Origin of the sequence: Streptomyces sp. NPDC059850 (assembly GCF_042731515.1) — a bacterium.
In the GTDB taxonomy this organism is placed as follows: domain Bacteria; phylum Actinomycetota; class Actinomycetes; order Streptomycetales; family Streptomycetaceae; genus Streptomyces.
In genome coordinates, this window is record NZ_JBHWJI010000001.1 from 229897 (window position 1) to 251653 (window position 21757).

At 71.6% G+C, this 21757-nt stretch carries 23 protein-coding genes; 13 read left to right on the top strand and 10 right to left on the bottom strand.

Annotated elements, in window-relative coordinates; all coding sequences use genetic code 11:
* The first annotated feature begins 133 nt into the window (after positions 1 to 133).
* Positions 134 to 928, top strand: a complete 795-nt coding sequence (locus tag ACFV9T_RS01160; protein WP_385435989.1) for a putative protein N(5)-glutamine methyltransferase — start codon at positions 134 to 136, stop codon at positions 926 to 928.
* Between the two features lie 5 nt (positions 929 to 933).
* Here the strand turns inward: ACFV9T_RS01160 and ACFV9T_RS01165 are convergent, their stop codons facing one another.
* The 7 genes from ACFV9T_RS01165 to ACFV9T_RS01195 all read right to left on the bottom strand — a co-directional run bounded on the left by ACFV9T_RS01165 (position 934) and on the right by ACFV9T_RS01195 (position 5969).
* Positions 934 to 1308 (bottom strand): hypothetical protein, encoded by a 375-nt coding sequence (locus ACFV9T_RS01165; protein WP_385435990.1) that lies wholly within the window; start codon positions 1306 to 1308, stop codon positions 934 to 936.
* Positions 1309 to 1345: 37 nt separating this feature from the next.
* Entirely contained in the window at positions 1346 to 1807 is a 462-nt protein-coding gene (locus ACFV9T_RS01170; protein ID WP_385435991.1) for a roadblock/LC7 domain-containing protein, read from the bottom strand.
* Between the two features lie 38 nt (positions 1808 to 1845).
* On the bottom strand, positions 1846 to 2580 hold the full coding sequence (locus tag ACFV9T_RS01175; protein ID WP_385436124.1) for a transcriptional regulator: 735 nt from the start codon (positions 2578 to 2580) through the stop codon (positions 1846 to 1848).
* Positions 2581 to 2627: 47 nt separating this feature from the next.
* Complete coding sequence (locus tag ACFV9T_RS01180) at positions 2628 to 3044, bottom strand: hypothetical protein (RefSeq protein ID WP_385435992.1); 417 nt, start codon at positions 3042 to 3044, stop codon at positions 2628 to 2630.
* Between the two features lie 118 nt (positions 3045 to 3162).
* Positions 3163 to 3498 (bottom strand): hypothetical protein, encoded by a 336-nt coding sequence (locus tag ACFV9T_RS01185; protein ID WP_385435993.1) that lies wholly within the window; start codon positions 3496 to 3498, stop codon positions 3163 to 3165.
* Positions 3499 to 3570: 72 nt separating this feature from the next.
* Positions 3571 to 4920 (bottom strand): MFS transporter, encoded by a 1350-nt coding sequence (locus tag ACFV9T_RS01190; protein WP_385435994.1) that lies wholly within the window; start codon positions 4918 to 4920, stop codon positions 3571 to 3573.
* Between the two features lie 68 nt (positions 4921 to 4988).
* Positions 4989 to 5969 (bottom strand): zinc-binding dehydrogenase, encoded by a 981-nt coding sequence (locus tag ACFV9T_RS01195; RefSeq protein WP_385435995.1) that lies wholly within the window; start codon positions 5967 to 5969, stop codon positions 4989 to 4991.
* A 251-nt stretch (positions 5970 to 6220) separates the two neighbouring features.
* On the opposite strand from ACFV9T_RS01195, the gene ACFV9T_RS01200 reads away from it, so the two are divergent.
* Complete coding sequence (locus tag ACFV9T_RS01200; protein ID WP_385435996.1) at positions 6221 to 7039, top strand: IclR family transcriptional regulator; 819 nt, start codon at positions 6221 to 6223, stop codon at positions 7037 to 7039.
* A gap of 34 nt (positions 7040 to 7073) precedes the next feature.
* On the opposite strand, the gene ACFV9T_RS01205 is transcribed toward ACFV9T_RS01200, so the two are convergent.
* Complete coding sequence (locus ACFV9T_RS01205; protein WP_385435997.1) at positions 7074 to 7511, bottom strand: MarR family winged helix-turn-helix transcriptional regulator; 438 nt, start codon at positions 7509 to 7511, stop codon at positions 7074 to 7076.
* A gap of 198 nt (positions 7512 to 7709) precedes the next feature.
* Here ACFV9T_RS01205 and ACFV9T_RS01210 point away from each other — a divergent pair, with 198 nt between their 5' ends.
* From ACFV9T_RS01210 to pcaH, 4 genes are read left to right on the top strand one after another with little or no spacing between them, the layout of a single operon-like run.
* Positions 7710 to 8531, top strand: coding sequence for a CoA transferase subunit A (locus tag ACFV9T_RS01210; RefSeq protein ID WP_385435998.1), 822 nt, complete (start codon positions 7710 to 7712; stop codon positions 8529 to 8531).
* Positions 8528 to 9301, top strand: coding sequence for a CoA-transferase subunit beta (locus ACFV9T_RS01215; RefSeq protein ID WP_385435999.1), 774 nt, complete (start codon positions 8528 to 8530; stop codon positions 9299 to 9301). Before ACFV9T_RS01210 ends, ACFV9T_RS01215 begins: the two co-directional genes overlap by 4 nt.
* Positions 9301 to 10503 carry a thiolase family protein gene (locus tag ACFV9T_RS01220; RefSeq protein ID WP_385436000.1) on the top strand — a complete coding sequence of 401 codons (1203 nt, stop codon included), beginning with the start codon at positions 9301 to 9303 and terminating at the stop codon, positions 10501 to 10503. The genes ACFV9T_RS01215 and ACFV9T_RS01220 overlap by 1 nt, the downstream gene beginning before the upstream one ends.
* Positions 10504 to 10514: 11 nt before the next feature.
* Entirely contained in the window at positions 10515 to 11285 is a 771-nt protein-coding gene (gene pcaH, locus ACFV9T_RS01225) for a protocatechuate 3,4-dioxygenase subunit beta (RefSeq protein WP_385436001.1), read from the top strand.
* 30 nt (positions 11286 to 11315) lie between these two features.
* Here the strand turns inward: pcaH and ACFV9T_RS01230 are convergent, their stop codons facing one another.
* Complete coding sequence (locus tag ACFV9T_RS01230) at positions 11316 to 12512, bottom strand: RNA-guided endonuclease InsQ/TnpB family protein (RefSeq protein ID WP_385436002.1); 1197 nt, start codon at positions 12510 to 12512, stop codon at positions 11316 to 11318.
* A 155-nt stretch (positions 12513 to 12667) separates the two neighbouring features.
* Between ACFV9T_RS01230 and pcaG the strand changes: the two genes are divergently transcribed.
* From pcaG to ACFV9T_RS01260, 6 genes are all read left to right on the top strand, one after another.
* On the top strand, positions 12668 to 13252 hold the full coding sequence (pcaG, locus tag ACFV9T_RS01235) for a protocatechuate 3,4-dioxygenase subunit alpha (protein ID WP_385436003.1): 585 nt from the start codon (positions 12668 to 12670) through the stop codon (positions 13250 to 13252).
* Between the two features lie 16 nt (positions 13253 to 13268).
* Positions 13269 to 14543: a 3-carboxy-cis,cis-muconate cycloisomerase gene (pcaB, locus tag ACFV9T_RS01240; RefSeq protein ID WP_385436004.1), complete on the top strand. Its 1275-nt coding sequence runs from the start codon at positions 13269 to 13271 to the stop codon at positions 14541 to 14543.
* A gap of 517 nt (positions 14544 to 15060) precedes the next feature.
* Entirely contained in the window at positions 15061 to 16224 is a 1164-nt protein-coding gene (pcaC, locus tag ACFV9T_RS01245) for a 4-carboxymuconolactone decarboxylase (protein ID WP_385436005.1), read from the top strand.
* Between the two features lie 97 nt (positions 16225 to 16321).
* The gene (locus tag ACFV9T_RS01250; protein ID WP_385436006.1) at positions 16322 to 17584 is read left to right on the top strand and encodes an ABC transporter substrate-binding protein; all 1263 of its coding nucleotides are present in this window, start codon (positions 16322 to 16324) and stop codon (positions 17582 to 17584) included.
* On the top strand, positions 17584 to 18498 hold the full coding sequence (locus ACFV9T_RS01255; protein ID WP_385436007.1) for a carbohydrate ABC transporter permease: 915 nt from the start codon (positions 17584 to 17586) through the stop codon (positions 18496 to 18498). The genes ACFV9T_RS01250 and ACFV9T_RS01255 overlap by 1 nt, the downstream gene beginning before the upstream one ends.
* A gap of 5 nt (positions 18499 to 18503) precedes the next feature.
* Positions 18504 to 19370 carry a carbohydrate ABC transporter permease gene (locus ACFV9T_RS01260; protein WP_385436125.1) on the top strand — a complete coding sequence of 289 codons (867 nt, stop codon included), beginning with the start codon at positions 18504 to 18506 and terminating at the stop codon, positions 19368 to 19370.
* On the opposite strand, the gene ACFV9T_RS01265 is transcribed toward ACFV9T_RS01260, so the two are convergent.
* A complete protein-coding gene (locus ACFV9T_RS01265) occupies positions 19328 to 20416 on the bottom strand; it encodes an ArsR/SmtB family transcription factor (RefSeq protein ID WP_385436008.1) in 1089 nt (362 codons plus the stop codon). The genes ACFV9T_RS01260 and ACFV9T_RS01265 overlap by 43 nt on opposite strands.
* Before the next feature lie 390 nt (positions 20417 to 20806).
* On the opposite strand from ACFV9T_RS01265, the gene ACFV9T_RS01270 reads away from it, so the two are divergent.
* A complete protein-coding gene (locus tag ACFV9T_RS01270) occupies positions 20807 to 21646 on the top strand; it encodes a class I SAM-dependent methyltransferase (RefSeq protein WP_385436009.1) in 840 nt (279 codons plus the stop codon).
* The last annotated feature ends 111 nt before the right edge of the window (positions 21647 to 21757 follow it).

Here is a 21757-nt window from a genome sequence, read left to right on the forward strand (position 1 = left end):
CCGTCACTCGTACGCACCAAGGAGGTGAGACCCATCAACGCCAGTTCAGGCTGGGTGCTCTCGCCTCAGGGCTACGCGGGATAGCTGACCGCCGGGAGCGCCCTCGGGGATTCCGAAAGGCTTCCAGGCTTCCATGTCGGCACCTTCACTCGTCACCTTCTCCACCGTCGTCGCCCGGCTCCGCGCCGCCGGGTGTGTGTTCGCCGAGGACGAGGCGCGGTTGATCCTTTCCGGAGCACGCGGTCCGGACGAACTCGACGTCATGGTGGACCGGCGCGCCGCCGGGCTGCCGCTGGAGCATGTTCTGGGGTGGGCGGAGTTCCGGGGGTTGCGGATTTCTGTGGACGTCGGGGTGTTCGTACCACGGCGGCGTACGGAGTTCCTGGTCGAGCGGGCGGCCGCGCTGGCGCGGCCCGGGGCGGTGGTGGTCGATCTGTGCTGCGGGTCGGGCGCATTGGGGGCCGCGCTGGTGGCGGCGCTGGGCGGGCGGGCCGAGTGGCACGCCGCCGACATCGACCCGGCCGCGGTGCGCTGCGCCCGCCGCAACGTGGAGCCCGCGGGGGGCGCCGTATACGAGGGCGATCTGTACGAGCCGCTGCCCGCCACCGCACTGCGCGGCCGGGTCGATGTGCTGCTGGCGAATGTGCCGTACGTCCCCACCCGGGAGGTCGGGCTGCTGCCGCCCGAGGCGCGCGTCCATGAGGCGCGGGTGGCGCTGGACGGGGGCGCGGACGGGCTGGACGTACTGCGCCGGGTGACCGCCGGGGCGCCGGGGTGGCTGGCACCGGGCGGCAGTCTGCTGTTCGAGATGAGCGAGCGGCAGGCGTCGCGCGCGCTCGACATCGTCGCCGCCGATGGGCTGGTCCCGCGCATGGAGGTGTGTGCGGAGCGGGAGGCCACGGTGGTGATCGGGACGGTCGGCCGCTGAGAGGCTCAGATCTCCAGTTCGGCTTCGATCTTTCTCAGCTGGTGGCGGGCCATCGCGAGGTTCGCGCGCCCGGAGTCCAGGACGAGGTAGAGGAAGAGGCCGTTGCCGCCACGGCTCTTGAGCAGCCGTATCAGGTGGTACTGGGTACCCAGGGTGATGAGGATGTCCTCGATCTCGTCCTGGATGCCGAGGTGTTCCATGGTGCGCAGCTTGGCGCGGACGACGTCGGTGTTACCGGCGGCCGCCACGTTCAGGTCGAAGTTCGCGCTGCCTCCGAGGGTGCCCAGCGCCATCCCGCTGGTGTAGTCGACGAGCGCGGCTCCGGTGGCGCCCTCGATCGTCGAGAGCGCGTCCTTCAGTGCTGTTTCGGTGTTCGACATGACGGGTGTCGTTCCCTTCGGGTTGCGGGGGGGCGGTTTAACGGGTGCGTCGGGAGGTGGGCCGTACGGGCAGAGGAGGGGCATCGGTGGCGGCGGGTGGCTGTTCGCGGGGGCGGTCCGGCTGCTGGACGGTGGTCTGCAGCAGTTCGCTGACGCGGCGGCCAGAGCGGCGTCCTTCCAGGTGCAGTCGGCCGACGTTCACCTGCCCCTCGGCCAGCAGGGTCAGCACGGCGGACGGTCCGGCGGCGTAGGTGGCCAGATAGCCGCGATCGCTGCGGATGAGGAGTTCGCGGAAGCCACCCTGCCCGGTGGCGTCGGTGAGCCGTAGGGCGATGCCCAGGGCGGCCGCGGTGAGGGCGGCCACTCCCTCCGGCTCGACGCCCCGGGTGTCCTGCGCCAGTACGAGGCCGTCGGCGCTGGCCGCGAGCGCGCCGGTCAGCTGCGGCATGCGCGACCGGAGCCGGTGGAGTTCGTCGAGGATTTCGGCCTCGGCCGACATGAGCTGTCTCCTTTCGGCACGCTGTCTGAGCGCGCGGATCACAGGCCCTCCAGCGCGTTCCTGAGGCGGCGCAGGAGGCTGATGTCGGGGCCAGTGCTGGATGTGGCAGCAGTACGGGGCTGCGGGGCAGCCACGGCGCCGGGCCGCCGAGGTGGCCGCCCAGGTGGCCGCCGGGTCGGTGGCTGCCGGGTCGGCGTCACGATCCCGGCGGCGACGAGACGGCGTACGTCCACGAGCGTGTGGAACGCGGGGCGGCCGAGGAGGCGGGAGATGTCGGCCGCGGTGCACACCCCGTCGACGTTGTCGAGGACCGCCCGCTGCCGCGACGGCACGTTCGCGTCGAGGGCGCGAGGGGTCCGTACGAGCGGTTCGGTGTCCGCTTCCCCCTCCGGCCAGATCTCGCGCAGCAGCTCCCGTCGCCGCGCGGCCTCCCGCTGCACCGCGCCGACCGGCACGGGGCGGACGGCTCCCATCCAGTGGGCGGCCCCGGACCGGAAGCGGGCCGGGCCGCCGTCCGGGGCGAGGACGAAGAACGCCGCGTCGTACAGCGCGCCGAGGTGGCACAGCTCCAGCGCCCCCTCGGGGAAGCGGCCGCTGTCCACCAGAAACCGCCCTACCCGCTGTTCGGGTCCGGCTTCGGCAAGGGCCTGCCGCCACTCCTCGGTGGACAGGGCGCCGCCCGCCGTGAGCAGCAGCCCGAGATCAGGGGTCTCCGGGCTCTCCGCGTGGATGACGTGTCCGCCCGCGAGATGGAGCGTGCCCCGCTCCCGCATGAACGTGCCGGTGGCCTTCTCGGCGGCGAGCCGGTGCAGCAAGGCGCTCACCCCAGAACCAGTTGCCGCGCCATCTCGCCCAGCCGGATGCGGGCGAGGGCGAGATTGCCCTCCGTACGGCCGAGCCACAGATGCAGGAACACACTGCTGTCGAAGGTGGTGCGGACGAACTGGAGCACGTGATAGCTGTCCCGGTTGCTGACGATCACGTCGTGCACAGGCGTGCCCTCGTCAGGCCCGCCGGATCCCTCGGACCAGTCGGAGCCGTCGGCCGGGGCGAAGGACGGGTATTCCGCCGCCATCCGCGCGAGTTCCGCCGTCTCGGCCGCCGTGGCCTCGTGGTCGCCGCTCGGCGACTCCCCGACCGTGCCCAGCACCAGACCGCTGGTCCAGTCGACCACGGCGGCACCCCGGGCGCCGGGCAGCTTCATGGCCTCCAGCAGACACTCATCGATTCCGGGCACCGTGACATCCCTCCCCGTGGGCGTCGAATGAATATGGAGAACCTAGACTCCGAATGTGAGGGAGATGTGAAGGCACGGGTAAATTTCCGTGGAACCTGTGACTAATGAGTAGCCAGTGTCAACGTTCTGAAATTCCGTCGCGGCCGATACGGCGATCCAGCGCGCGGCGGGCGCCCTCGAGGGCGGGGCCGGTGGCCCGCCGGGCGGACGCGGCGTCGGGGTGGCCGAGCGCGTCCGCGATCTCGTCCCAGGTGCGGCCCGAGGCGAGCAGCGCGTGGACGGCGGCGCCGAGCGCGTGGTCGGTGGCTCGGCTGGCCTCACCGATCCGGCTCAGGGTGGCGAGCAGATCGGGTGCGGTGTGGGCGGCGTCGGTGTACTGGCCGACGAGGGTGAGCGACTGGTCCGCGGTCACCCACCAGTCGGCGGAGGTGGGGCGTTCTGGAGTCACGGTCACCCGGCCATCGTAGGCTCGGCGGACCGCTGAGTGGGTCATGTGGTCCGCACAGCGGACCCGTCATGACGAGGCTCACGCCTCGATGCGTTCCACCCGGTCGATGAGCAGCGCGTACGCCACCAGACCCACGGCGACGACGATGGCGATGTAGCCGAGCGCCCAGGTGAAGGAGCCGGTCGCGTCGACGATGAAGCCGATGACGAGCGGGGTGAGCACACCGCCCGCGTTGGCCATGAAGTTGAAGACACCGCCACCGGTCCCGGTGAGCCGCCGTGGGACGGAGTCCGCGAACAGCGCCCAGCTGTTCTGCATCAGCCCCTGCGCGAAGAACGCGATCGACATGAAGGTGATCACGAGCGGGGCGGAGTCGGTGAAGTTCGCGCAGACGATGATCGAGGCGAGTACGAAGCCGATCATCACCGGAAGCTTGCGGGCGACCGTACGGGACCGGCCGTTGTTCAGCATCCGGTCCGACCAGGCGCCGCCCGCCAGCGTGCCGACCAGCGCCGCGAGGTAGGGCGCGGAGGCCCAGAACCCGGCCTTGATGATGCCCATCCCCTTCTCCTCCACCAGATAGCTGGGGAACCAGGTGAGGAAGAAGAAGAGGACGGAGGCGCTGGCGAACTGGCCGATGTACATGCCCCACAGCCGCTTGTTGGTGAGCAGCACCCGCAGATCGGCGCGCAGGGTGGAGAGTTCCGCCTCGGACGCGTTCTCCACGGCGGCCGCCGACTCCTGCTCGTCGGGCTGCTGGATGTGGGCCAGCTCCTCGACGCTCACCTTCGGGCTCTGCTCGGGACGGTCGTACACCCGGCGGAACCAGACGACGGAGAAGAGCAGCCCGATCGCCCCGGTGACCAGGAACACCGAGCGCCAGCCGAAGTGGACGGTGAGCAGCGACAGTACGGGGGCGGCGATCGCGAGCCCGATGTACTCGCCGGAGGTGTACGTGGCGGTGGCCCGGCCGCGCTCGCTGCCCGGGAACCAGTTGACGACCAGGCGGTTGTTGGACGGGAACGCCGGTGCCTCGAAGGCGCCGAGCGCGACCCGGATGCCGACGAGCGAGCCGAAACCGCGCGAGAGGACGACGGCGGCGGTGGCGAGGGACCAGCCGATCAGGGCGTATCCGAAGGCCAGCTTGGCGCCGATCTTGTCGATGAGACGGCCGGTGGGGATCTGCAGCAGCAGATAGGCCCAGCCGAAGGAGGAGAGCAGGATGCCCTGCTGGGTGGCGGTGAGATGGAGGTCGTCCTTGATGTGCGGGAGGGCGACCGAAAGGTTCGTGCGGTCCAGGTAGTTGATCGCGGTGATGATGAAGAGGGAGGTGAGCAGCCCGTAGCGGGCCCGGCTGACGGCCGGGCGGGCGGAGTCGGGGACGAGGGCCGGGGGCGCGGCGGTGGCGGGCGTGCCGGTGGTGCTCATGGTGAGACTCCTTCGTCTCAGGATTCGCCTCGGGATTCGTTCTCAGGGAGAGGCGTGGGGAGGGGAGTTCAGTCGGCGGGGGTGAGCGAGATCCAGGTCTTGCCCGCGCGTTCGCGGGCCCCGGCGAACGCCTCCTGCGCGCGCTCCAGCGGGAAGCGAGCGTCGATCGAGTCGCCGGGCCGTACCGCGCCCGAGGCGATGTCGGCCAGGGCGGCGGTGAAGTCGCCGGGATGGTCGTAGATGAGCGAGCCGCGCAGGGTGAGCTGTGCGCGGACGAGCTGGTTGAGGGTGAGCGGCAACGGGTCGGCGCCCAGCCCGACCAGGACGTACGTGGCGCCCGGCGCCGTACGCTCCAGCGCGGCGCGCAGCGCGGCCTGGGCGCCGGACGACTCGAAGACGTACCCGAAGCCGCCCTCGCCCTCGGCCGCCGCGCGGGCGCCCAGCTCCACGGCGCGCGCCAGCCGCGACGGATGGGGTTCGACGACGGCCGGGCGCACGCCGATGGCCAGCAGCGCCTGGCAGAGCAGCAGCCCCTGAGCGCCCGCGCCGACAACGAGGGTCTTGTCGTCGGCGGTGACACCGCCACGCCGTACGGCGGTACGGGCCACCGTGTACGGCTCGGCGCAGGCCAGGTCGACGGCGCGGGCGGAGTCGGGGACGGGGTGGGCGAAGTGCGCGGGGACGGCGACGCGCTCGGCGAGGAGGCCGGGGGCGTTCATGCCGACGATGGTGCGCTTGGCGCAGGCGGAGGTGAGCCCGCGGGCGCAGTCGGGGCACTGGAGGCAGGCGTAGTTGGGCTCGATGACGACGCGCGTTCCGGGGGCTGTCGTGACCTGGGCGCCGACCGCGACGACGCGTCCGAAGCCTTCGTGGCCGACCACCCAGGGGAGGGCGGGAGGCTGCCGCGTACCGTCGAAAACGGCCAGGTCGGAACCGCAGATCCCCATCCCGTCGAGCTGGACGAGGACATCGTGGGGGCCGCATACGGGTTCCGGCCAGTCATCGGCGATCTGGAGGCGGCGGGGTGCGGTGAGAACGGCTGCTTTCACCGTGACTCCTGACATTGGTCCGCTGAATGGACCCGGAGGTCCGAGTGACGGTGACGATAGGACGTATGCTGAGCATCGACAAGAGGTTGCGGGCGAGTATCCGCGATGTGACACGACCCGCGCCCCCGGGTACCGCCCTGACGTGCCCGGACGCCCCCGCCGCCACGGAGGCGTTGGTCCGCGCAGCGGACCCGGGCCCATACTGGGGCCGTCGGTGGACCAGCCGGCGGACCGGTGCGAGGAGTGGCGGCATGGGCAAGGGCGGGGCGTCGGAGGACACGGGGACCGGCGACGGCGGCCATGTGAGTGACGGTGGCGGCGGCAACGGCGGCATGCGGACCGTCCAGCGGGCCATCGACATCCTCGGCCTCTTCAGCGAGCACCGCCCCGCCCTGTCCATCCGCGAGATCGTCGAGGCCAGCGGGCTGCCGAAGACGACCGTCCTGCGCATCCTGCAGACCCTGCGCCTCAACGGGCTGCTCTGGCTCGACGAACACGGCCGCTACACCGCCGGGCCCACCTTCCTGCGCTGGGTCCGCATGGCGGACCAGGGCTGGCGGCTGCCCGCCCCGGCCCGGCGGGCCCTGCGCGAGCTGGCCGCCGAGCACCGGGAGACGGTGCATCTGTACGTACGGCGCGATGTGCACCGCGTCTGCGTCGCCCAGGAGGAAGGGCCGCAGGCGCTGCGCCACATCGTGCAGGTCGGGGACGAACTGCCGCTCTGGGCGGGCGGCCCCTCCAAGGTGCTGCTGCTCGGCGCCGACGACGCCCTCCTGGACCGGATCGCCCGCCGCTCCCCGAACGGCCCGGCCCACGCCGATACGCTGCGCCGCTGGGCGGCGGAGACGGCCCGACAGGGGTACGCGGTCAGCCACGGCGAGCACGAGGAGGGGCTGTCCTCGGTGGCCGTCCCTGTGCGCGGGCGCGGCGGCGAGGTGGTCGCGGCGCTCTCCTTCGGCGGCCCGTCGGCGCGCTTCACGCCGGAGCGACTGCCGAGGTTCGTGGCCTCGCTGTCGAGCGCGGCCCGCACGGTGGCGGGCGGTCTGGGCGCGCTGCCGACGGAGGGCTGACCAGCACGTTCATGCCGTAGAGCTGCGGCAGGCGTTACGACCGCAGCTCCTCCGCCGCGTCCGCCACCCGCCCGATCAGCCGGAGCAGCAGCTCCCGCTCGCTCTCGTCCAGCGGCGCCAGGAAGACCCGGTTCATCCGCGCCGTCCGCGTCACCAGCTTCCGGTGCAGCCGGACGCCCTCGTCGGTGAGCTTGAGGACGTTGCGGCGCCCGTCGCGCGGGTCGCGGACCCGCTCCAGGAGGCCTCGGCGGCCGAGCCGGGCGACCACGTCGGCGATCGTGGAACGGTCCAGGTGGACGTGTTCACTCAGAGTGCGCTGATCGATGTCCGGCTTCTCGACCAGCGCGTTGAGCACCGCGAACTGCGGCGATGTGGTCTCCTCGGAGACCATCGCACCCCACAGCAGCGAGTGGGCCTGCTGAAGTCGGCGGGCCAGATGCCCGGGGTGAGTATTGAGATCGACCGCACCCATGCCCTGACCTCCCGGCGCCCCGCCTTTGGTTCGTGTACTGAACGATTCTGCCCTGTGGAAGCACCAGTGTCGAGCGGCCCATCTTCGTCCTAGACTCCCTTGACGAGCGCCCCGAGCGATGGGAGCGTTCGAGACCGGCAAGAAAATAGTCAGCACACTGAGCATTCCGAAACCGTGTGCGATCACCGCGGAGTGACGATGGCCGACATTCGAAGCCTGCACGACGCCGTGGCGGACCTCGTCCACGACGGGGACACCGTCGCGATGGAGGGGTTCACCCACCTGATCCCGTACGCCGCCGCGCACGAGGTCATCCGCCAGGGCATCACCGACCTCACCCTCGTCCGCATGACCCCCGACGTCGTCTACGACCAGCTCATCGGCGCCGGGCTGGTCCGCAAGCTGGTCTTCTCCTGGGGCGGAAACCCCGGCGTCGGCTCGCTGCACCGCTTCCGCGACGCCGTCGAGAACGGCTGGCCCCGGCCCCTGGAGCTGGACGAGCACAGCCACGCGGGCATGGCGAACCGCTACGTGGCGGGCGCGTCCAAGCTGCCGTTCGCCGTGCTGCGCGGCTACCGGGGCAGCGACATCCCGACCCGTACGGACACCATCTCCACCGTCACCTGCCCCTTCACCGGTGAGGAGCTGGCCGCCGTCGCCGCGCTCAACCCGGACGTCACCGTGATCCACGCCCAGCAGGCCGACCGCGCGGGCAACGTCCAGCTGTGGGGGCTGACCGGGGTGCAGAAGGAAGCCGCGCTCGCGGCGAGCCGGGTGCTGGTGACGGTCGAGGAGATCGTCGAGGCGCTGGAGCCACGGCCCGGCGGGATCGTCCTGCCGACCTGGGTGATCGACGCCGTATCGGTCGTGCCCGGCGGGGCGCACCCCTCGTACGCCACCGGGTACTCGGTGCGCGACAACGGCTTCTACCAGGCATGGGACCCGATCGCCCGGGACCGCGAGGCGTTCACGCAGTGGATCGAGGAGAACGTGCGTACCGAAAAGGCTGCCGTCCGATGACCGAGAGCACCCCTGACTTCACGCGCGACGAACTGATGGAGGTCAACGCCGCCCGCGCGCTCGCCGGGGCGAAGACCTGCTTCGTCGGCATCGGCCTGCCCAGCACCGCCGCCAACCTCGCCCGCGCCACCGTCAACCCCGGTCTGGTCCTCATCTACGAGTCCGGCACCATCGGCTCCAAGCCGACCCGCCTCCCGCTGTCCATCGGCGACGGCGAACTCGCGGAGACCGCCGACTCCGTGGTCCCGGTGCCCGAGATGTTCAACTACTGGCTCCAGGGCGGCCGGATCGACGTAGGGTTCCTCGGCGCCGCCCAGGTCGACCGCTACGCCAACATCAACACCACCCTCGTGGACCGTGGCCCGGACAAGCCCGAGGGCCGTCTGCCCGGCGCGGGCGGCGCCCCCGAGATCGCCTCCAACTGCGGCCAGGTGCTGATGGTGCTGCGCCACTCCACCCGCAACTTCGTGCGGAAGCTCGACTTCGTCACCACCATGGGCCACGGCAGCGGCCCCGGCGACCGCACCAAGCTCGGCATGCCCGGCGCGGGCCCGGTCGCCGTCATCACCGACCTCGGCGTGCTGCGCCCCGACCCGGCCACCGCCGAACTGACGCTGACCGAGCTGCACCCGGGCGTCACCGTCGAGCAGGTACGGGCCGCCACCAGCTGGGAGTTGGCAGTCGCCGACACCGTGACCACCACCGAGCCGCCGGCCCCCGGCGAACTGGCCGCCCTCCGCGCCCTCAAGGCCGCCGGAAAGGACGCGTGATGACCGCATCGCCCGCCGTGCGTGACGTGTACATCGTGGACGCCGTCCGCACCCCCATCGGCAAGTACGGCGGCGCGCTCGCGGGGGTGCGCCCCGACGACCTCGCCGCGCATGTCCTGCGCGGCCTGGTCGCCCGTACGCCCGCGCTCGACCCGGCCCGTATCGACGACGTCTACCTCGGCAACGCGAACGGCGCGGGCGAGGACAACCGCGATGTGGCGCGGATGGCCGTCCTGCTCGCCGGGCTCCCGGTCACCGTGCCCGGCGCGACCGTCAACCGGCTGTGTGCCTCCGGCCTGGAGGCCGTGCTGCAGGCGGCCCGCGCCATCGCCGTCGGCGACGCGCATATCGCGCTCGCGGGCGGCGTGGAATCCATGTCGCGCGCCCCCTGGGTGCTGCAGAAGCCGGAGCGCGCGTTCCCCGCCGGGCATCAGCAGCTGTACTCCACCACCCTCGGCTGGCGCATGACCAACCCCGACATGCCGCCCGAGTGGACCGTCGCCCTCGGCGAGGGCGCCGAGCTGATCGCCGACAAGCACGGCATCACCCGCGACGCGCAGGACGCGTTCGCGCTGGCCAGCCACGAGAAGGCGGCGCGGGCGTGGAAGGACGGCGCGTACGAGGCCGAGGTGCTGCCGTACCCGGACACCGGTCTCGTCCGCGACGAGACGATCCGCGAGACCACGTCCCTCGACGCCCTCGCCAAGCTGAAGCCCGCCTTCCGGCCCAAGGACACCGGCACCGTCACCGCCGGAAACTCCTCCCCGCTCAACGACGGCGCCGCCGCTCTGCTGCTCGTGGACGACGAGGGGCTCAAGGCCACCGGACGCGAGCCCCTGGCCCGCATCGGCGCCTCCGCCGTCACCGGCATCGAGCCGCAGTACTTCGGCCTCGGCCCCGTCGAGGCCGTACGCCGCGCCCTCGCCAAGGCGGGCCGTACCTTCGCCGACCTGACCACGCTGGAGCTGAACGAGGCCTTCGCCGCCCAGTCGCTCGGCTGCCTCGCCGAATGGCCCGGCCTCGACCCCGCCCTGGTCAACCCGCGCGGCGGCGCCATCGCCATCGGCCACCCCCTCGGCGCCTCCGGTGCCCGCCTCGCCGGAGCCGTCGCCCACCAGCTCGCCGCGGCGGGCTCGGGCACGGGCGTGGCGTCCCTGTGCATCGGCGTCGGGCAGGGCCTCGCCCTCGTACTCGAAAGGTAAGGCGTACCGCCATGGCACTCACCCAGGCCGACATCGACCGCGAACTCGCCGACAGCCGCGCCGCCTACGACAAGGCGCGCGCCGACGGCGCCCCCGCCGCCGACCACCCCGCGCGCGACTTCGCCCCGTACCGCAGCAGCGTGCTGCGCCACCCGAAGCAGCCGCTGGTCGCGGTGGAGGGCGACCCCGAGACCGTCGAACTGCACACGCCCGTCTTCGGCCACACCGACATCACCGACGTCGACAGCGACCTCACCATCCAGCACCCGGGCGAACCGCTCGGCGAGCGCATCACCGTCTCCGGGCGGCTGCTGGACAGCCACGGACGGCCGGTGCGCGGCCAGCTCATCGAGCTGTGGCAGGCCAACGCGGCCGGTCGCTACGCCCACCTCCGCGACCAGCACCCGGCGCCCCTCGACCCCAACTTCACCGGTGTCGGACGGACGTTGACCGGCGACGACGGCTCGTACCGCTTCACCACCATCAAGCCCGGCGCCTACCCGTGGCGCAACCACGAGAACGCGTGGCGACCGGCGCACCTCCACTTCTCCCTCTTCGGTACGGCGTTCACGCAGCGCCTCATCACCCAGATGTACTTCCCCGGCGACCCGCTCTTCGCCTACGACCCGATCCTCCAGTCCGTGACGGACGCATCGGCGCGGCAGCGGCTCGTGGCCGCCTACGACCACGCGCTGTCCCAGCCGGAGTGGTCGCTGGGCTACCGCTGGGACATCGTGCTGGACGGGCCGTCGGCCACCTGGATCGAGGAAGGCCGCTGTTGACTTCTCCCCTCTCGTGAACGAGGGGGATTCTCACGGCTCGCGCTGTGAGGCTTTCTGCTTCGTCGCCGACTGCCCGCCCGGAGTTCTCCGTTGAGGTCTTACACCAGCTCCACAGACAGACACCGCCAGCCCGGCGGCCAGAAGATTCTTCCCCGCGTTCACATCCCGGTCATGGGTCGCACCGCAACCGCCGCACGTCCAGGTACGGACACTGAGCGGCATGGCTTCGGCGAGCGTGCCGCAGTTCGAGCACAGCCTGGAGGAGGGAAACCAGCGGTCCACCGCGATCACCTCGCGCCCGTACCAAGCGGCCTTGTACTCCAGCATGCTCCGGAACTCCGACCACGCCGCATCACTGATCGCGCGGGCCATCTTCCGGTTCCTGACCATGTTGCGCACGGTCAGGTCCTCGATCACGAGCGTTTGGTTCTCACGCACGAGTCGGGTAGTCAGCTTGTGCAGATAGTCCCTGCGGCGGTCGGCGATCCGGGCATGGATACGGGCGACCTTCCGCCGGGCCCTGGCCCGGTTCGCACCATCCCCCCGCGCTGTGCGGGACAGCTTCCGCTGGGCCCTGGCCAGCCGTTCCCGGTCACGGCGCTCATGGCGCGGGTTGACGATCTTCTCCCCGGTGGAGAGGGTCAGCAGGTGATCGAGACCGACATCGATCCCCACCGCCTGATCGCGGGCCGGAAGCGGCTTCACAGCCGGGTCCTCGCACAACAGCGACACGGACCAGCGGCCGGCCGCGTCCTGCGAGACGGTCACCGTGGACGGCTTCGCGCCCTCCGGGAGGGGCCGGGACCACACGATGTCCAGCGGCTCGCTCATCTTCGCCAACATCAGCTCGCCATCGCGGTACCGGAACGCGCTGGTGGTGTACTCGGCGGACTTCCGGGACTTCTTCCGCGTCTTGAAGTGCGGGTACCCGGTCCGCTTGGCGAAGAAGTTGGTGAACGCGACCTGCAGGTGCCGGAGCGCCTGCTGCAGCGGGACCGAGGACACCTCGTTGAGGTAAGCCAGTTCCCCGGTCTTCTTCCACGCCGTCAACATCGCCGAGGTCGCGTTGTAGTTCACCCGCACCTGCCGGGCCCACGCCTGGGTACGGGCGGCAAGCGCCATGTTGTAGACCTTCCGCACGCACCCGAACGTCCGCGACAGCTCAGCTGCCTGCGCATCCGTCGGATAGAAGCGGTACTTGAAAGCCCGCTTCACGTGAGTGGCCACAACTCACAAACTACCATGACACGTTGTGACTGCCTGACTGCATTTGGTGCCGAACACCCATCCCCCCCAGCGGCGAATCGGCTTACCCTGCCCGGCTCCGCAGGAGTCCGTTTCCTCTCCGCCCTGAAGGGCGGAGTATCCACGGAGGAGACCAGATGACCCAGCTCTCCCCTACCCCCTCCCACACCGTCGGCCCCTTCTACGGGTACGCGCTCCCCTTCCCCGGCGGCGGCGACCTCGCCCCCACCGGCCACCCCGACGCCATCACCGTGCACGGCCACGTCCACGATGGCGCGGGCGCGCCCGTCCCCGACGCGCTGATCGAGCTGTGGCAGGCGGGGCCGGACGGCTCGCTGTCCGGCGCGCCCGGATCGATGCGCCGCGACCCGGTGACCGGCGGCTTCGCCGGGCGCAACGGTGTCGACTTCACCGGCTTCGGGCGCGTCGCCACCGACGCCGACGGCCACTGGACGGCCCGTACGCTGCGCCCCGGCGCCCCCGCCGCCGTCCCGTACATCAGCGTGTGCGTCCACGCGCGGGGGCTGCTGCACCACCTCTACACGCGCCTGTACCTCCCCGAGGACGCGGCGCGGCCGGGCGCCGCCGACCCGCTCCTCGCCGCGCTGGATCCGGCGCGGCGGGAGACGCTGGTGGCGACGGCGGAGGCCCAGCCGGGGACGTACCGCTTCGACATCCGGCTACAGGGTGAGGGAGAGACGGTTTTCCTTGAGTTCAGCTAGTTCAGGCAGCGACGACGTGGGTCTTCTCGCTCCCGCGCGGGTCGGCTCGGCGGTCGAGTCCGCCACCGGCGATACGGCCTTCCTCCAGGCCATGCTGGACGCCGAGGCCGCCCTCGCCCGGGCGCTGGCCCCGGCCGAGGCGGCGGCCGTGGTGACGGACGCGGCGCGCGCCGGGCTGTACGACGTACGCGACCTCGCCGAGCGGGCCCGTTCCGGCGGCAACCCCGTCATCCCGCTGGTCGCCGACCTCACCGCGGCGGTGGCCCGTACAGACCGCGATGCCGCGGCGTACGTCCACCGGGGCGCGACCAGCCAGGACATCGTGGACACCGCCACCATGCTGGTCGCGGCCCGCGCCCTGCCGCTGATCGTCGCCGACCTCGACCGTACGGCGGCGGAGCTGGCGCGGCTCGCCACCGCCCACCGCGCCACGCCCATGCCGGGCCGCACCCTCACCCAGCACGCGGTGCCCACCACGTTCGGGCTCAAGGCGGCGGGCTGGCGGTCGCTGGTGTTGGACGCCCGCGACCGGCTCGGGGTTTTGCGGCCGGTGGCCCAACTGGGCGGTGCGGCGGGCACGCTGGCCGCCTTCGACGACGGCATCCCGCTGCTGGCCCGCTTCGCGGCGGAAACCGGCCTCGCCGAACCCGATCTGCCGTGGCACACCCTCCGCACGCCCGTCGCCGACCTGGGCTCGGCGCTGGCCATCGCGGTCGGCGCGCTGGGGAAGCTGGCCGCCGACGTACTGACTCTCTCCCGTACGGAGATCGGCGAGGTGGCGGAGGGGGCGGGCGGGGGCTCGTCCGCGATGCCGCACAAGTCCAACCCGGTGCGCGCCACCCTCATCGCCTCCGCCGCGCGCCAGGCCCCGGGCCTGGCCGCCACGCTGTTCGGCGCGCTCGCCGCCGAGGACGAACGCCCCGGTGGGGCGTGGCACGCCGAGTGGCAGCCCCTGCGGGACCTGCTACGGCTCGCGGGCGGCGCCGCCCGCGATGCCGCCGAACTCGCCTCCGGGCTGCGGGTCTTCCCTGACCGCATGGCGGCGAACCTGCGCTTGACGGACGGCCTGATCGTGAGCGAACGCCTCATCGCGGCCCTCACCCCGGTGGTGGGCCGCGCCCGAGCGAAGGCCCTGCTGACGCAGGCGGCCCAAGAGGGCAAGCCCCTGGCCGAAGCGCTGGCGGGCACCCTTCCCCCAGACCACGTACGCGACCTACTCAACCCCACCACCTACGTAGGCGAAGCCCCCACCCTGGTAGACCGAGCCCTACGCCGCCATGCCCAACCCTGAGCCCCGCCGATTCCCCACCCCGGGGCACGCCCCGGACCCCACCGGGCGCCGCAAGGCCTCCGGCGGTCATGCCCCACCCCGCCCCTTCCCGAAACCGGGGCAAGCCCCGGACCCCACGGGGCTCCGCCCCGGACCCCGCTCCTCAAACGCCGGAGGGGCTGGAGGGTGGGACATCTCCGCCCCACCCCAACCACCGGAGGGACTGCGAGTGGGAACCCTCCTCCCCAGCCGCCGGAGGGGGCGCATCCGCCAGCCCTGCGTCGGCGGTCCGGCAGGCTGCCCCGGCGGGACCGCCCATCCCCGCCGCTCCGCAGCCGTTGTGGGCAATCGTTCCGCGAGGGGGCACCTCCCAGCGGTAGCTGGGGGAGGAACGGGTGGGCACAACCCACCCACCGGCCCGCACCCGGCAACGAAACCCCGGGGTCCAGGGGCCGTGCCCTTCGTTCGGGACGGGGCGGGGTGGGGAACACGCACCGGCCGCAGCCAACCCACAGACCCCCACCCCGGAGAGCAAACCGTGACCCACGCCCCGGAACTCCACACCACCCTGGACGGCCCCACCACCGCCCCACCCCTCATCCTCGGCCCCTCCATCGGCACATCCCTAGCCGTCTGGGAACCCCAACTCCCCGCCCTCGCCCGCACCCACCGCGTCCTGCGCTGGGACCTGCCAGGCCACGGCGGTTCCCCCACCGAAGCGCTCACCCGCGGCAGTGCCACCATCGCCGACCTAGCCACCCTCGTACTCAACCTCGCCGACGCGAACAACTGGCCCCGCTTCGCCTACGCAGGCATCTCCATCGGCGGCGCCGTAGGCCTGCACCTCGCCACCCACCACCCCGACCGCATCACCTCCCTAGCCGTCATCTGCTCCTCGGCACACTTCGCCGAGCCCCCCGTCTGGCGAGACCGCGCAAAGCTCGTACGCGAGCAGGGCACAGAGGCGATGGTCGCCAGCCGCCCCGGCCTCTGGTTCTCCCACGCGTTCGCCGAAACGCCCCGCGGCCGCGCCCTGCTCCAGGACCTGCGCGACACCGACCCCGCCGGGTACGCCGCCTGCTGCGACGCCCTCGCCGACTACGACGTACGCACCGCACTCCCCACTATCACCGCCCCCACCCTGATCATCGCGGGCCGCGACGACCCGGCCACCCCTCCCCCGCACGCTCGCGAAATCGCCGACGCGATCGAGGGCGCGAGCCTGGTGGAGGTCGCCCACGCGGCTCACCTGGCAGGGGTGGAGCGCCCGGAGGAGGTCACCTCCGCGCTGGTCACCCACTTCGCGCGAGAGAAAGCGGACGACGCCTCCCGCCACGCCGCCGGAATGGCCGTCCGCCGCGCCGTCCTCGGCGACGCCCACGTGGACCGCGCGGTGGCCCGTACGACCCCGTTCACCGCCCGCTTCCAGGACTTCATCACCCGCTACGCCTGGGGCGAGATCTGGACCGGCGACGGCCTGGACCGCCGGATGCGCAGCGCCATCACCCTCACCGCGCTCATCGCCCACGGCCACGACACCGAACTCGCCATGCACATCCGCTCCGCCCTCACCAACGGCCTCACCCGCGACGAAATCGGCGAAGTACTCCTGCAGAGCGCGATCTACTGCGGCGTCCCGGCGGCCAACTCGGCGTTCACCACCGCCCAGCGGGTCTTCGAAGACCTGGACAACGAGAGTTGATATACGGCCGCAACCTACCTGTCGTAATCCCACCCCATCGTTGATCGTTGAGTCTGACGGCGATACAGACACACCGGCATCGAGGGGGCTCGGCCATATGTCCATCAGCCGTAGGAGACTGCTCGGCACCGGCGGCGGCCTCGTCCTCGCCGGGGCGGCGGCCGCCGGGTGCGGGTCCAACACCGGGCGGGGCGGGGACGACAAGGGCAAACCGACCCTGTCGCAGTGGTACCACCAGTACGGCGAACCCGGCACCGAACAAGCCGTGAAGCGCTACGCGGACGCCTTCGACGACGCACACGTCGAGGTCCAGTGGCGGCCGGGCAACTACGACCAGCAGACGGCCGCCGCCCTGCTCACCACCTCCGGGCCGGATGTCTTCGAGGTCAACGGGCCGACCCTGGACCAGATCCAGGGCGGGCAGGTGGTCGACCTCACCGACCTCCTCAAGGAGGCGAAGGACGACATCAACCCGGCCGTCCTCGCGCCCAAGACCTACGAGGGCAAGATCTGGGCCATCCCGCAAGTAGTGGACATGCAGCTCCTCTACTACCGCACCAGCATGCTGGAGGACGCCGGGGTGGAGCCGCCCCGCACTCTGGACGCGCTGGTCGACGCGGCGAAGAAGCTGACCACTAGGGACGTCAAGGGGCTGTTCCTGGGCAACGACGGCGGCCCCGGCGTCCTCGGCGGAACGCCGCTGCACGCCGCCGGGCTTGAGCTGATCACCGAGGACGGAAAGGTCGGCTTCGACGACCCGGCCGCCGCCCGCGCGCTCTCCAAGCTGCGCCAGCTGTACGCGGAGAAGTCGCTGCTGCTGGGGGCGCCTTCGGACTGGTCGGACCCGGCCGCGTTCACCCAGGGGCTGACGGCCATGCAATGGTCGGGGCTCTGGGCGCTGCCGCAGGTCAAGAAGGCGCTGGGGGACGACTTCGGGGTGCTGCCGTTCCCCAGGGAGGGCGCACATGGGAGGCCCGCGGTGCCGGTGGGGGCGTACGGGGCGGCGGTGAGCGCCCGTAGCCAGCACAAGGCCCTGGCCAAGGCGTTCGTGAGGTGGCTGTGGGTGGAGAAGACGGAGTATCAGGAGGACTTCGCGCTCACCTACGGCTTCCACATCCCGGCCCGCATCTCGCTCGCGCAGAACGCCGCCAAGCTGCGGCAGGGCGCGGCGGGCGAAGCGGTGCGGTTCTCCACCGAGCACGGCCACGCCGAGCCGCTGCTGTGGACACCGGCCAGCAAGGTGGCGTACCAGGACGCGCTGAGCCGCGTCATCAAGGGCGGCGCGAACCCGGAGAGCGAGCTGCGGACGGTGGTCCGTAAGACCACCGCAGAACTGCGCCGCGTACAGAAGAAGCGGTGATGCCGGGCAAGCTGACGGGTCGCCGTAACCGCACGCTCTGGTTCTGGATCTTCGTCGGTCCCTTCGCCCTCGGTCTGACCCTCTTCACCTACGTCCCGCTCGCCTGGAGCGCCTACCTCAGCTTCTTCGACGCGCACAACACGGTCTCGCCGACCCGCTTCGTCGGGTTCGACAACTACACGGCGATGCTGCGCGACGACGCGTTCACCGGCAGCCTGGTGACGTTCCTCGTCTTCACGGCCTTCATCGTCCCGGCGACGTACGTCCTCTCGCTCTCCCTCGCGCTGATGGTGAACCGGCTGCCCCGCGCGCAGGCGTTCTTCCGGTCGGTGTTCTTCCTTCCCGTGGCGTGCAGTTATGTCGTGGCGGCGCTGATCTGGAAGATGTCGATCTTCAACGGGGTGCGGTTCGGGCTGGCCAACACCGTCCTCGGCTGGTTCGGCGCCGATCAGATCGCCTGGCTGTCGACCACAGAGCCGCCCTGGTACTGGCTGGTGATCGTCACCGTGCGGCTGTGGCTCCAGGCGGGCTTCTACATGGTGCTGTTCCTGGCCGGGCTGCAGCGCGTCTCGCCACGCCTGTACGAGGCGGCCGCCGTGGACGGGGCGCGGCCGGGGTGGCAGGTGTTCCGGCACATCACGTTTCCGCAGCTGCGGGCGACATCGGTCGCGGTGGTGCTGCTGCTGGTGATCAACGCGTTCCAGGCGTTCGACGAGTTCTACAACCTGCTGGCCGACTCGCGCGGCTATCCGCCGTACGCCCGCCCGCCGCTGGTCTACCTCTACTACACGGCGCTCGGGCAGGGGCAGAACCTGGGCCTCGGCAGCGCGGGCGCGGTGATCCTGGCGCTGATCATCGCGGTGGTGACGGTGATCCAGGCGCGCTGGTTCGGCCTGGGCCGGAAGGAGGACTGATGCTGATGCGCCCCCGCCAACAACACCCGCGTGACGTACGGGACGCCCTGGTCAGCGCGGGACGCGCGGTCCGGCTGGTTCTCCTGATCGCCCTGGCGCTGCTGTTCCTGATCCCGTTCTACCTCCTCGTACGCAACGGCCTGTCCAGCGAGGCGGACATCACCTCGCCCGACTGGACGCTCTTCCCCGGCGAGCTGCACTGGTCGAACGTCAGCGAGCTGTTCGACGACCCCAACGTGCCGATGGCCCACGCGCTGCTCAACTCCTCCCTGATCGCCGTCCTCACCACCCTCGGCACCGTGCTGCTCGCCTCCCTCGCCGGGTACGGGCTGGCCCGTATCCCGTACCGCCACGCCGACGCCGTCTTCTACTACATCCTCGGCACCCTCATGGTCCCGGCCGCGGTCACCTTCGTACCGAGCTTCGTGCTGGTCAGCTCGCTGGGCTGGATCTCCACGCTGCGCGGCCTGGTCATCCCGACGCTGTTCAGCGCGGTCGCGGCGTTCATCTTCCGCCAGTACTTCCTGGGCTTCCCGAAGGAGCTGGAGGACGCGGCGCGGGTGGACGGGCTCGGCTACTGGCGTACGTACTGGCTGGTCGTGGTGCCGAACGCGCGGCCGGTCTTCGCGGCGGTCGGCACGATCGTCTTCATCGGCGCCTGGAACGCCTTCCTGTGGCCGCTGGTCATCGGCCAGGACCGGGAGGCGTGGACGGTCCAGGTCGCGCTGTCGACGTTCACCACGGCCCAGAGCGTCAACCTCCACGAGCTGTTCGTGGCGGCCGCGGTGTCGATCGTGCCGCTGCTGGTCGTCTTTCTCTTCCTCCAGCGCTACATCGTCGCGGGCGTCGAGCGTTCCGGCATCGACGACTGACGCCCCGACTGACGCCCCACGCCTCGCGACGGCGCCACCGGGACACCGCCGCGCAGCAGGGCGGCGCCCAGCGGGGTGAGGGTGTGCAGGACGGCGCCGCCCTGGCGCAGCGTGTGGACGAGCCCCGCCTCGCGCAGCACGCTGGCGTGCTGGCTGGCCGAGGCGAGCGATACGCCGACCCGGCGGGCGAGTTCGCTCGTCGTACAGCCGCCGCCGACCTCCAGCAGCACGGCCGAGCGGGTGTGCCCGACGAGCTTGCCGAGCGACCCGGCCCGGCCGGGCACGGCGGGGGCGGCGACCGTGGGCACGATACCGGCCCGCGGCTGGGCCGGGGCCCCGCCGCGGGCGTGCTCGACGGGATAGACCAGCACCGGAGTCAGCTCCGGGTTGAGATACGTCACCGGGGTCCTGCGGCAGAAGAACGAGGGCAGCAGCAACAGCCCCCGCCCGCGCAGCTCCAGGTCCCGGTCGACGGGATAGTCCACCTCCAGCACGGGCGCCCGCCAGCGCATGGTCGGCGGCAGCGAGGCCAGCAGCCCGTCGGCGCCCCCGTCGAGCAGCGCCCGGCCACGGGCCGCCCGGTCCGCCTCGATACGGGCCTGGATATGCGGCCAGTACGGCGCGACGGCGGCCTCGTGATAGGAGCGCAGCACGCCCACCAGCCGGTCCAGCGGCCGCCGTTCGCCCTGGGCCAGGCCGCGTATCCATCCCGGGAGGGTCCGGGCCGAGGGCAGCCGGTCGATTTCGGAGTACAGCCGCTCGGCGGGGGTCGCGTGCAGCGCGTCCATGGCGGCGTCGCACCCGATTACGCCTTCGGCGGGCGTCAGGAAGTCGGGGAAATAGCCCCGCGAGGGAATGAGCGGCGCCAGCAGCCGCCCTTCGCCGTTGAGTCGGTTACGCGCCTCCGAGCGCCATTCCCCGTATACGGTCTCCGCCCGGTTCTCCCGCAACCGGTGGAAACTTAAAACGGTCTCCCAGAGCGCGTCCGGGCGGACTGCCATCCGCAGCCGGGCCAGATCGAGTTCACTGAAATGAACACGTAGCACCAGACCCTCACAAGTGACATGGTGACCGGCCCCCCGACCACCGTTGAGTATGCACGGTGGCACGGTCAGTGACCATGCCCTTTTGGCCAGATGTGAAAGGGGGAGCGCTACGCCCCGTCCAAGAGGAAAGCTGTTCTCCGGGAAAACCGGACGCGCCGGGGAAACGCTCCCGACGTCAGTCCGTAATTCAACAGGCGGTGCTCTGGGCCGTATTGCTCGTTCCCGTGGGGGGTGACGAGTGTGCGACGGCGACAGGGCACTTGTTGCCGCCCGATCCGATGCCGGGCGGCAACGGCTCCCGTGGGGGGAGTGAGAGGGGGCGGCACCTCCGCACAAAGGTGCCGTCCCTTCAGCCGTTCCTTCATGCATGCTGCGGCTACCCTCCTCCCCATGCCCGACAACCCCACGCCCGCCCGGCGCGACGACCGCCCCGAGGAGTCCCGGCGCGCGCGCCTGAGCCGGACGTTCGACGAGGACGCGGAGCTGTACGACCGGGCCCGCCCCGGCTACCCGCCGGAGCTGTACGACGACCTCATGGAACTCGCGAGCACCGGCCCCGGCAGCCGCGTCCTGGAGGTGGGCTGCGGGACCGGGCAGGCGACGGTCCCGCTGGCCGGGCGGGGCTGCCGGATCACGGCCGTCGAGGCGGGTCCGCACATGGCCGCCGTCGCCCGCCGCAACCTGGCCGGGGCCTCGGCGGTGGAGGTGGTGACGGCCGAGTTCGAGAGCTGGCCGCTGCCGGAAGAGCCATTCGACGTGGTCGTCTCGGCGACGGCGTTCCACTGGATCGACCCGGCGGTACGCATCACCAAGGCCGCCGACGCCCTGCGCCCGGGCGGCGCGCTCGCCGTGGTCCGCAGCCAGCATGTGCGGGGCGGCACCGAGGAGTTCTTCGTCGAGGTCCAGCGCTGCTACGAACGCTTCGACCCGGAAACCCCACCCGGCCTGCGCCCTCCCGAAGCCGCCGACATCGACGGCTCGGACCACGCGGCGGAAGTGGCCCGAAGCGGCCGCTTCGCCCCCACGGCCTTCCGCCGCTACGAGCAGGACCTCACGTACACCACATCGGCCTACCTGGACCTCCTGCGCACCTACTCCGGCCACCGAGCCCTCCCGGACCCCGCCAGAAACGGCCTGTTGGACTGCGTCGCGAACCTGATCGACGGCCGCTACGGCGGCCAGGTGACCAAGCGCTACCTCATCGAACTGGGAGTCTCCCGCAGCCGGTGAGCCTCCCCGGCGCAAGTGAAGGGGGCGGCACCTCCGCACAAGGTGCCGCCCCCTTTGAGATCCGGGGCCGGGTGCCGGGTGAGGGTGGGTGGTCCCGGCTGGGCCCCGGTG

What these genes read in the sequence shown, in the direction of transcription:
- ACFV9T_RS01160 (WP_385435989.1), top strand. Translation starts at nt 134, where the DNA reads ATGTCGGCACCTTCACTCGTCACCTTCTCCACCGTCGTCGCCCGGCTC.
- ACFV9T_RS01165 (WP_385435990.1), bottom strand. Translation starts at nt 1,308, where the DNA reads ATGTCGAACACCGAAACAGCACTGAAGGACGCGCTCTCGACGATCGAG.
- ACFV9T_RS01170 (WP_385435991.1), bottom strand. Translation starts at nt 1,807, where the DNA reads ATGTCGGCCGAGGCCGAAATCCTCGACGAACTCCACCGGCTCCGGTCG.
- ACFV9T_RS01175 (WP_385436124.1), bottom strand. Translation starts at nt 2,580, where the DNA reads ATGCGGGAGCGGGGCACGCTCCATCTCGCGGGCGGACACGTCATCCAC.
- ACFV9T_RS01190 (WP_385435994.1), bottom strand. Translation starts at nt 4,920, where the DNA reads ATGAGCACCACCGGCACGCCCGCCACCGCCGCGCCCCCGGCCCTCGTC.
- ACFV9T_RS01200 (WP_385435996.1), top strand. Translation starts at nt 6,221, where the DNA reads ATGGGCAAGGGCGGGGCGTCGGAGGACACGGGGACCGGCGACGGCGGC.
- ACFV9T_RS01205 (WP_385435997.1), bottom strand. Translation starts at nt 7,511, where the DNA reads ATGGGTGCGGTCGATCTCAATACTCACCCCGGGCATCTGGCCCGCCGA.
- ACFV9T_RS01210 (WP_385435998.1), top strand. Translation starts at nt 7,710, where the DNA reads ATGGCCGACATTCGAAGCCTGCACGACGCCGTGGCGGACCTCGTCCAC.
- ACFV9T_RS01215 (WP_385435999.1), top strand. Translation starts at nt 8,528, where the DNA reads ATGACCGAGAGCACCCCTGACTTCACGCGCGACGAACTGATGGAGGTC.
- ACFV9T_RS01220 (WP_385436000.1), top strand. Translation starts at nt 9,301, where the DNA reads ATGACCGCATCGCCCGCCGTGCGTGACGTGTACATCGTGGACGCCGTC.
- pcaH (WP_385436001.1), top strand. Translation starts at nt 10,515, where the DNA reads ATGGCACTCACCCAGGCCGACATCGACCGCGAACTCGCCGACAGCCGC.
- pcaG (WP_385436003.1), top strand. Translation starts at nt 12,668, where the DNA reads ATGACCCAGCTCTCCCCTACCCCCTCCCACACCGTCGGCCCCTTCTAC.
- ACFV9T_RS01250 (WP_385436006.1), top strand. Translation starts at nt 16,322, where the DNA reads ATGTCCATCAGCCGTAGGAGACTGCTCGGCACCGGCGGCGGCCTCGTC.
- ACFV9T_RS01255 (WP_385436007.1), top strand. Translation starts at nt 17,584, where the DNA reads ATGCCGGGCAAGCTGACGGGTCGCCGTAACCGCACGCTCTGGTTCTGG.
- ACFV9T_RS01260 (WP_385436125.1), top strand. Translation starts at nt 18,504, where the DNA reads ATGCGCCCCCGCCAACAACACCCGCGTGACGTACGGGACGCCCTGGTC.
- ACFV9T_RS01270 (WP_385436009.1), top strand. Translation starts at nt 20,807, where the DNA reads ATGCCCGACAACCCCACGCCCGCCCGGCGCGACGACCGCCCCGAGGAG.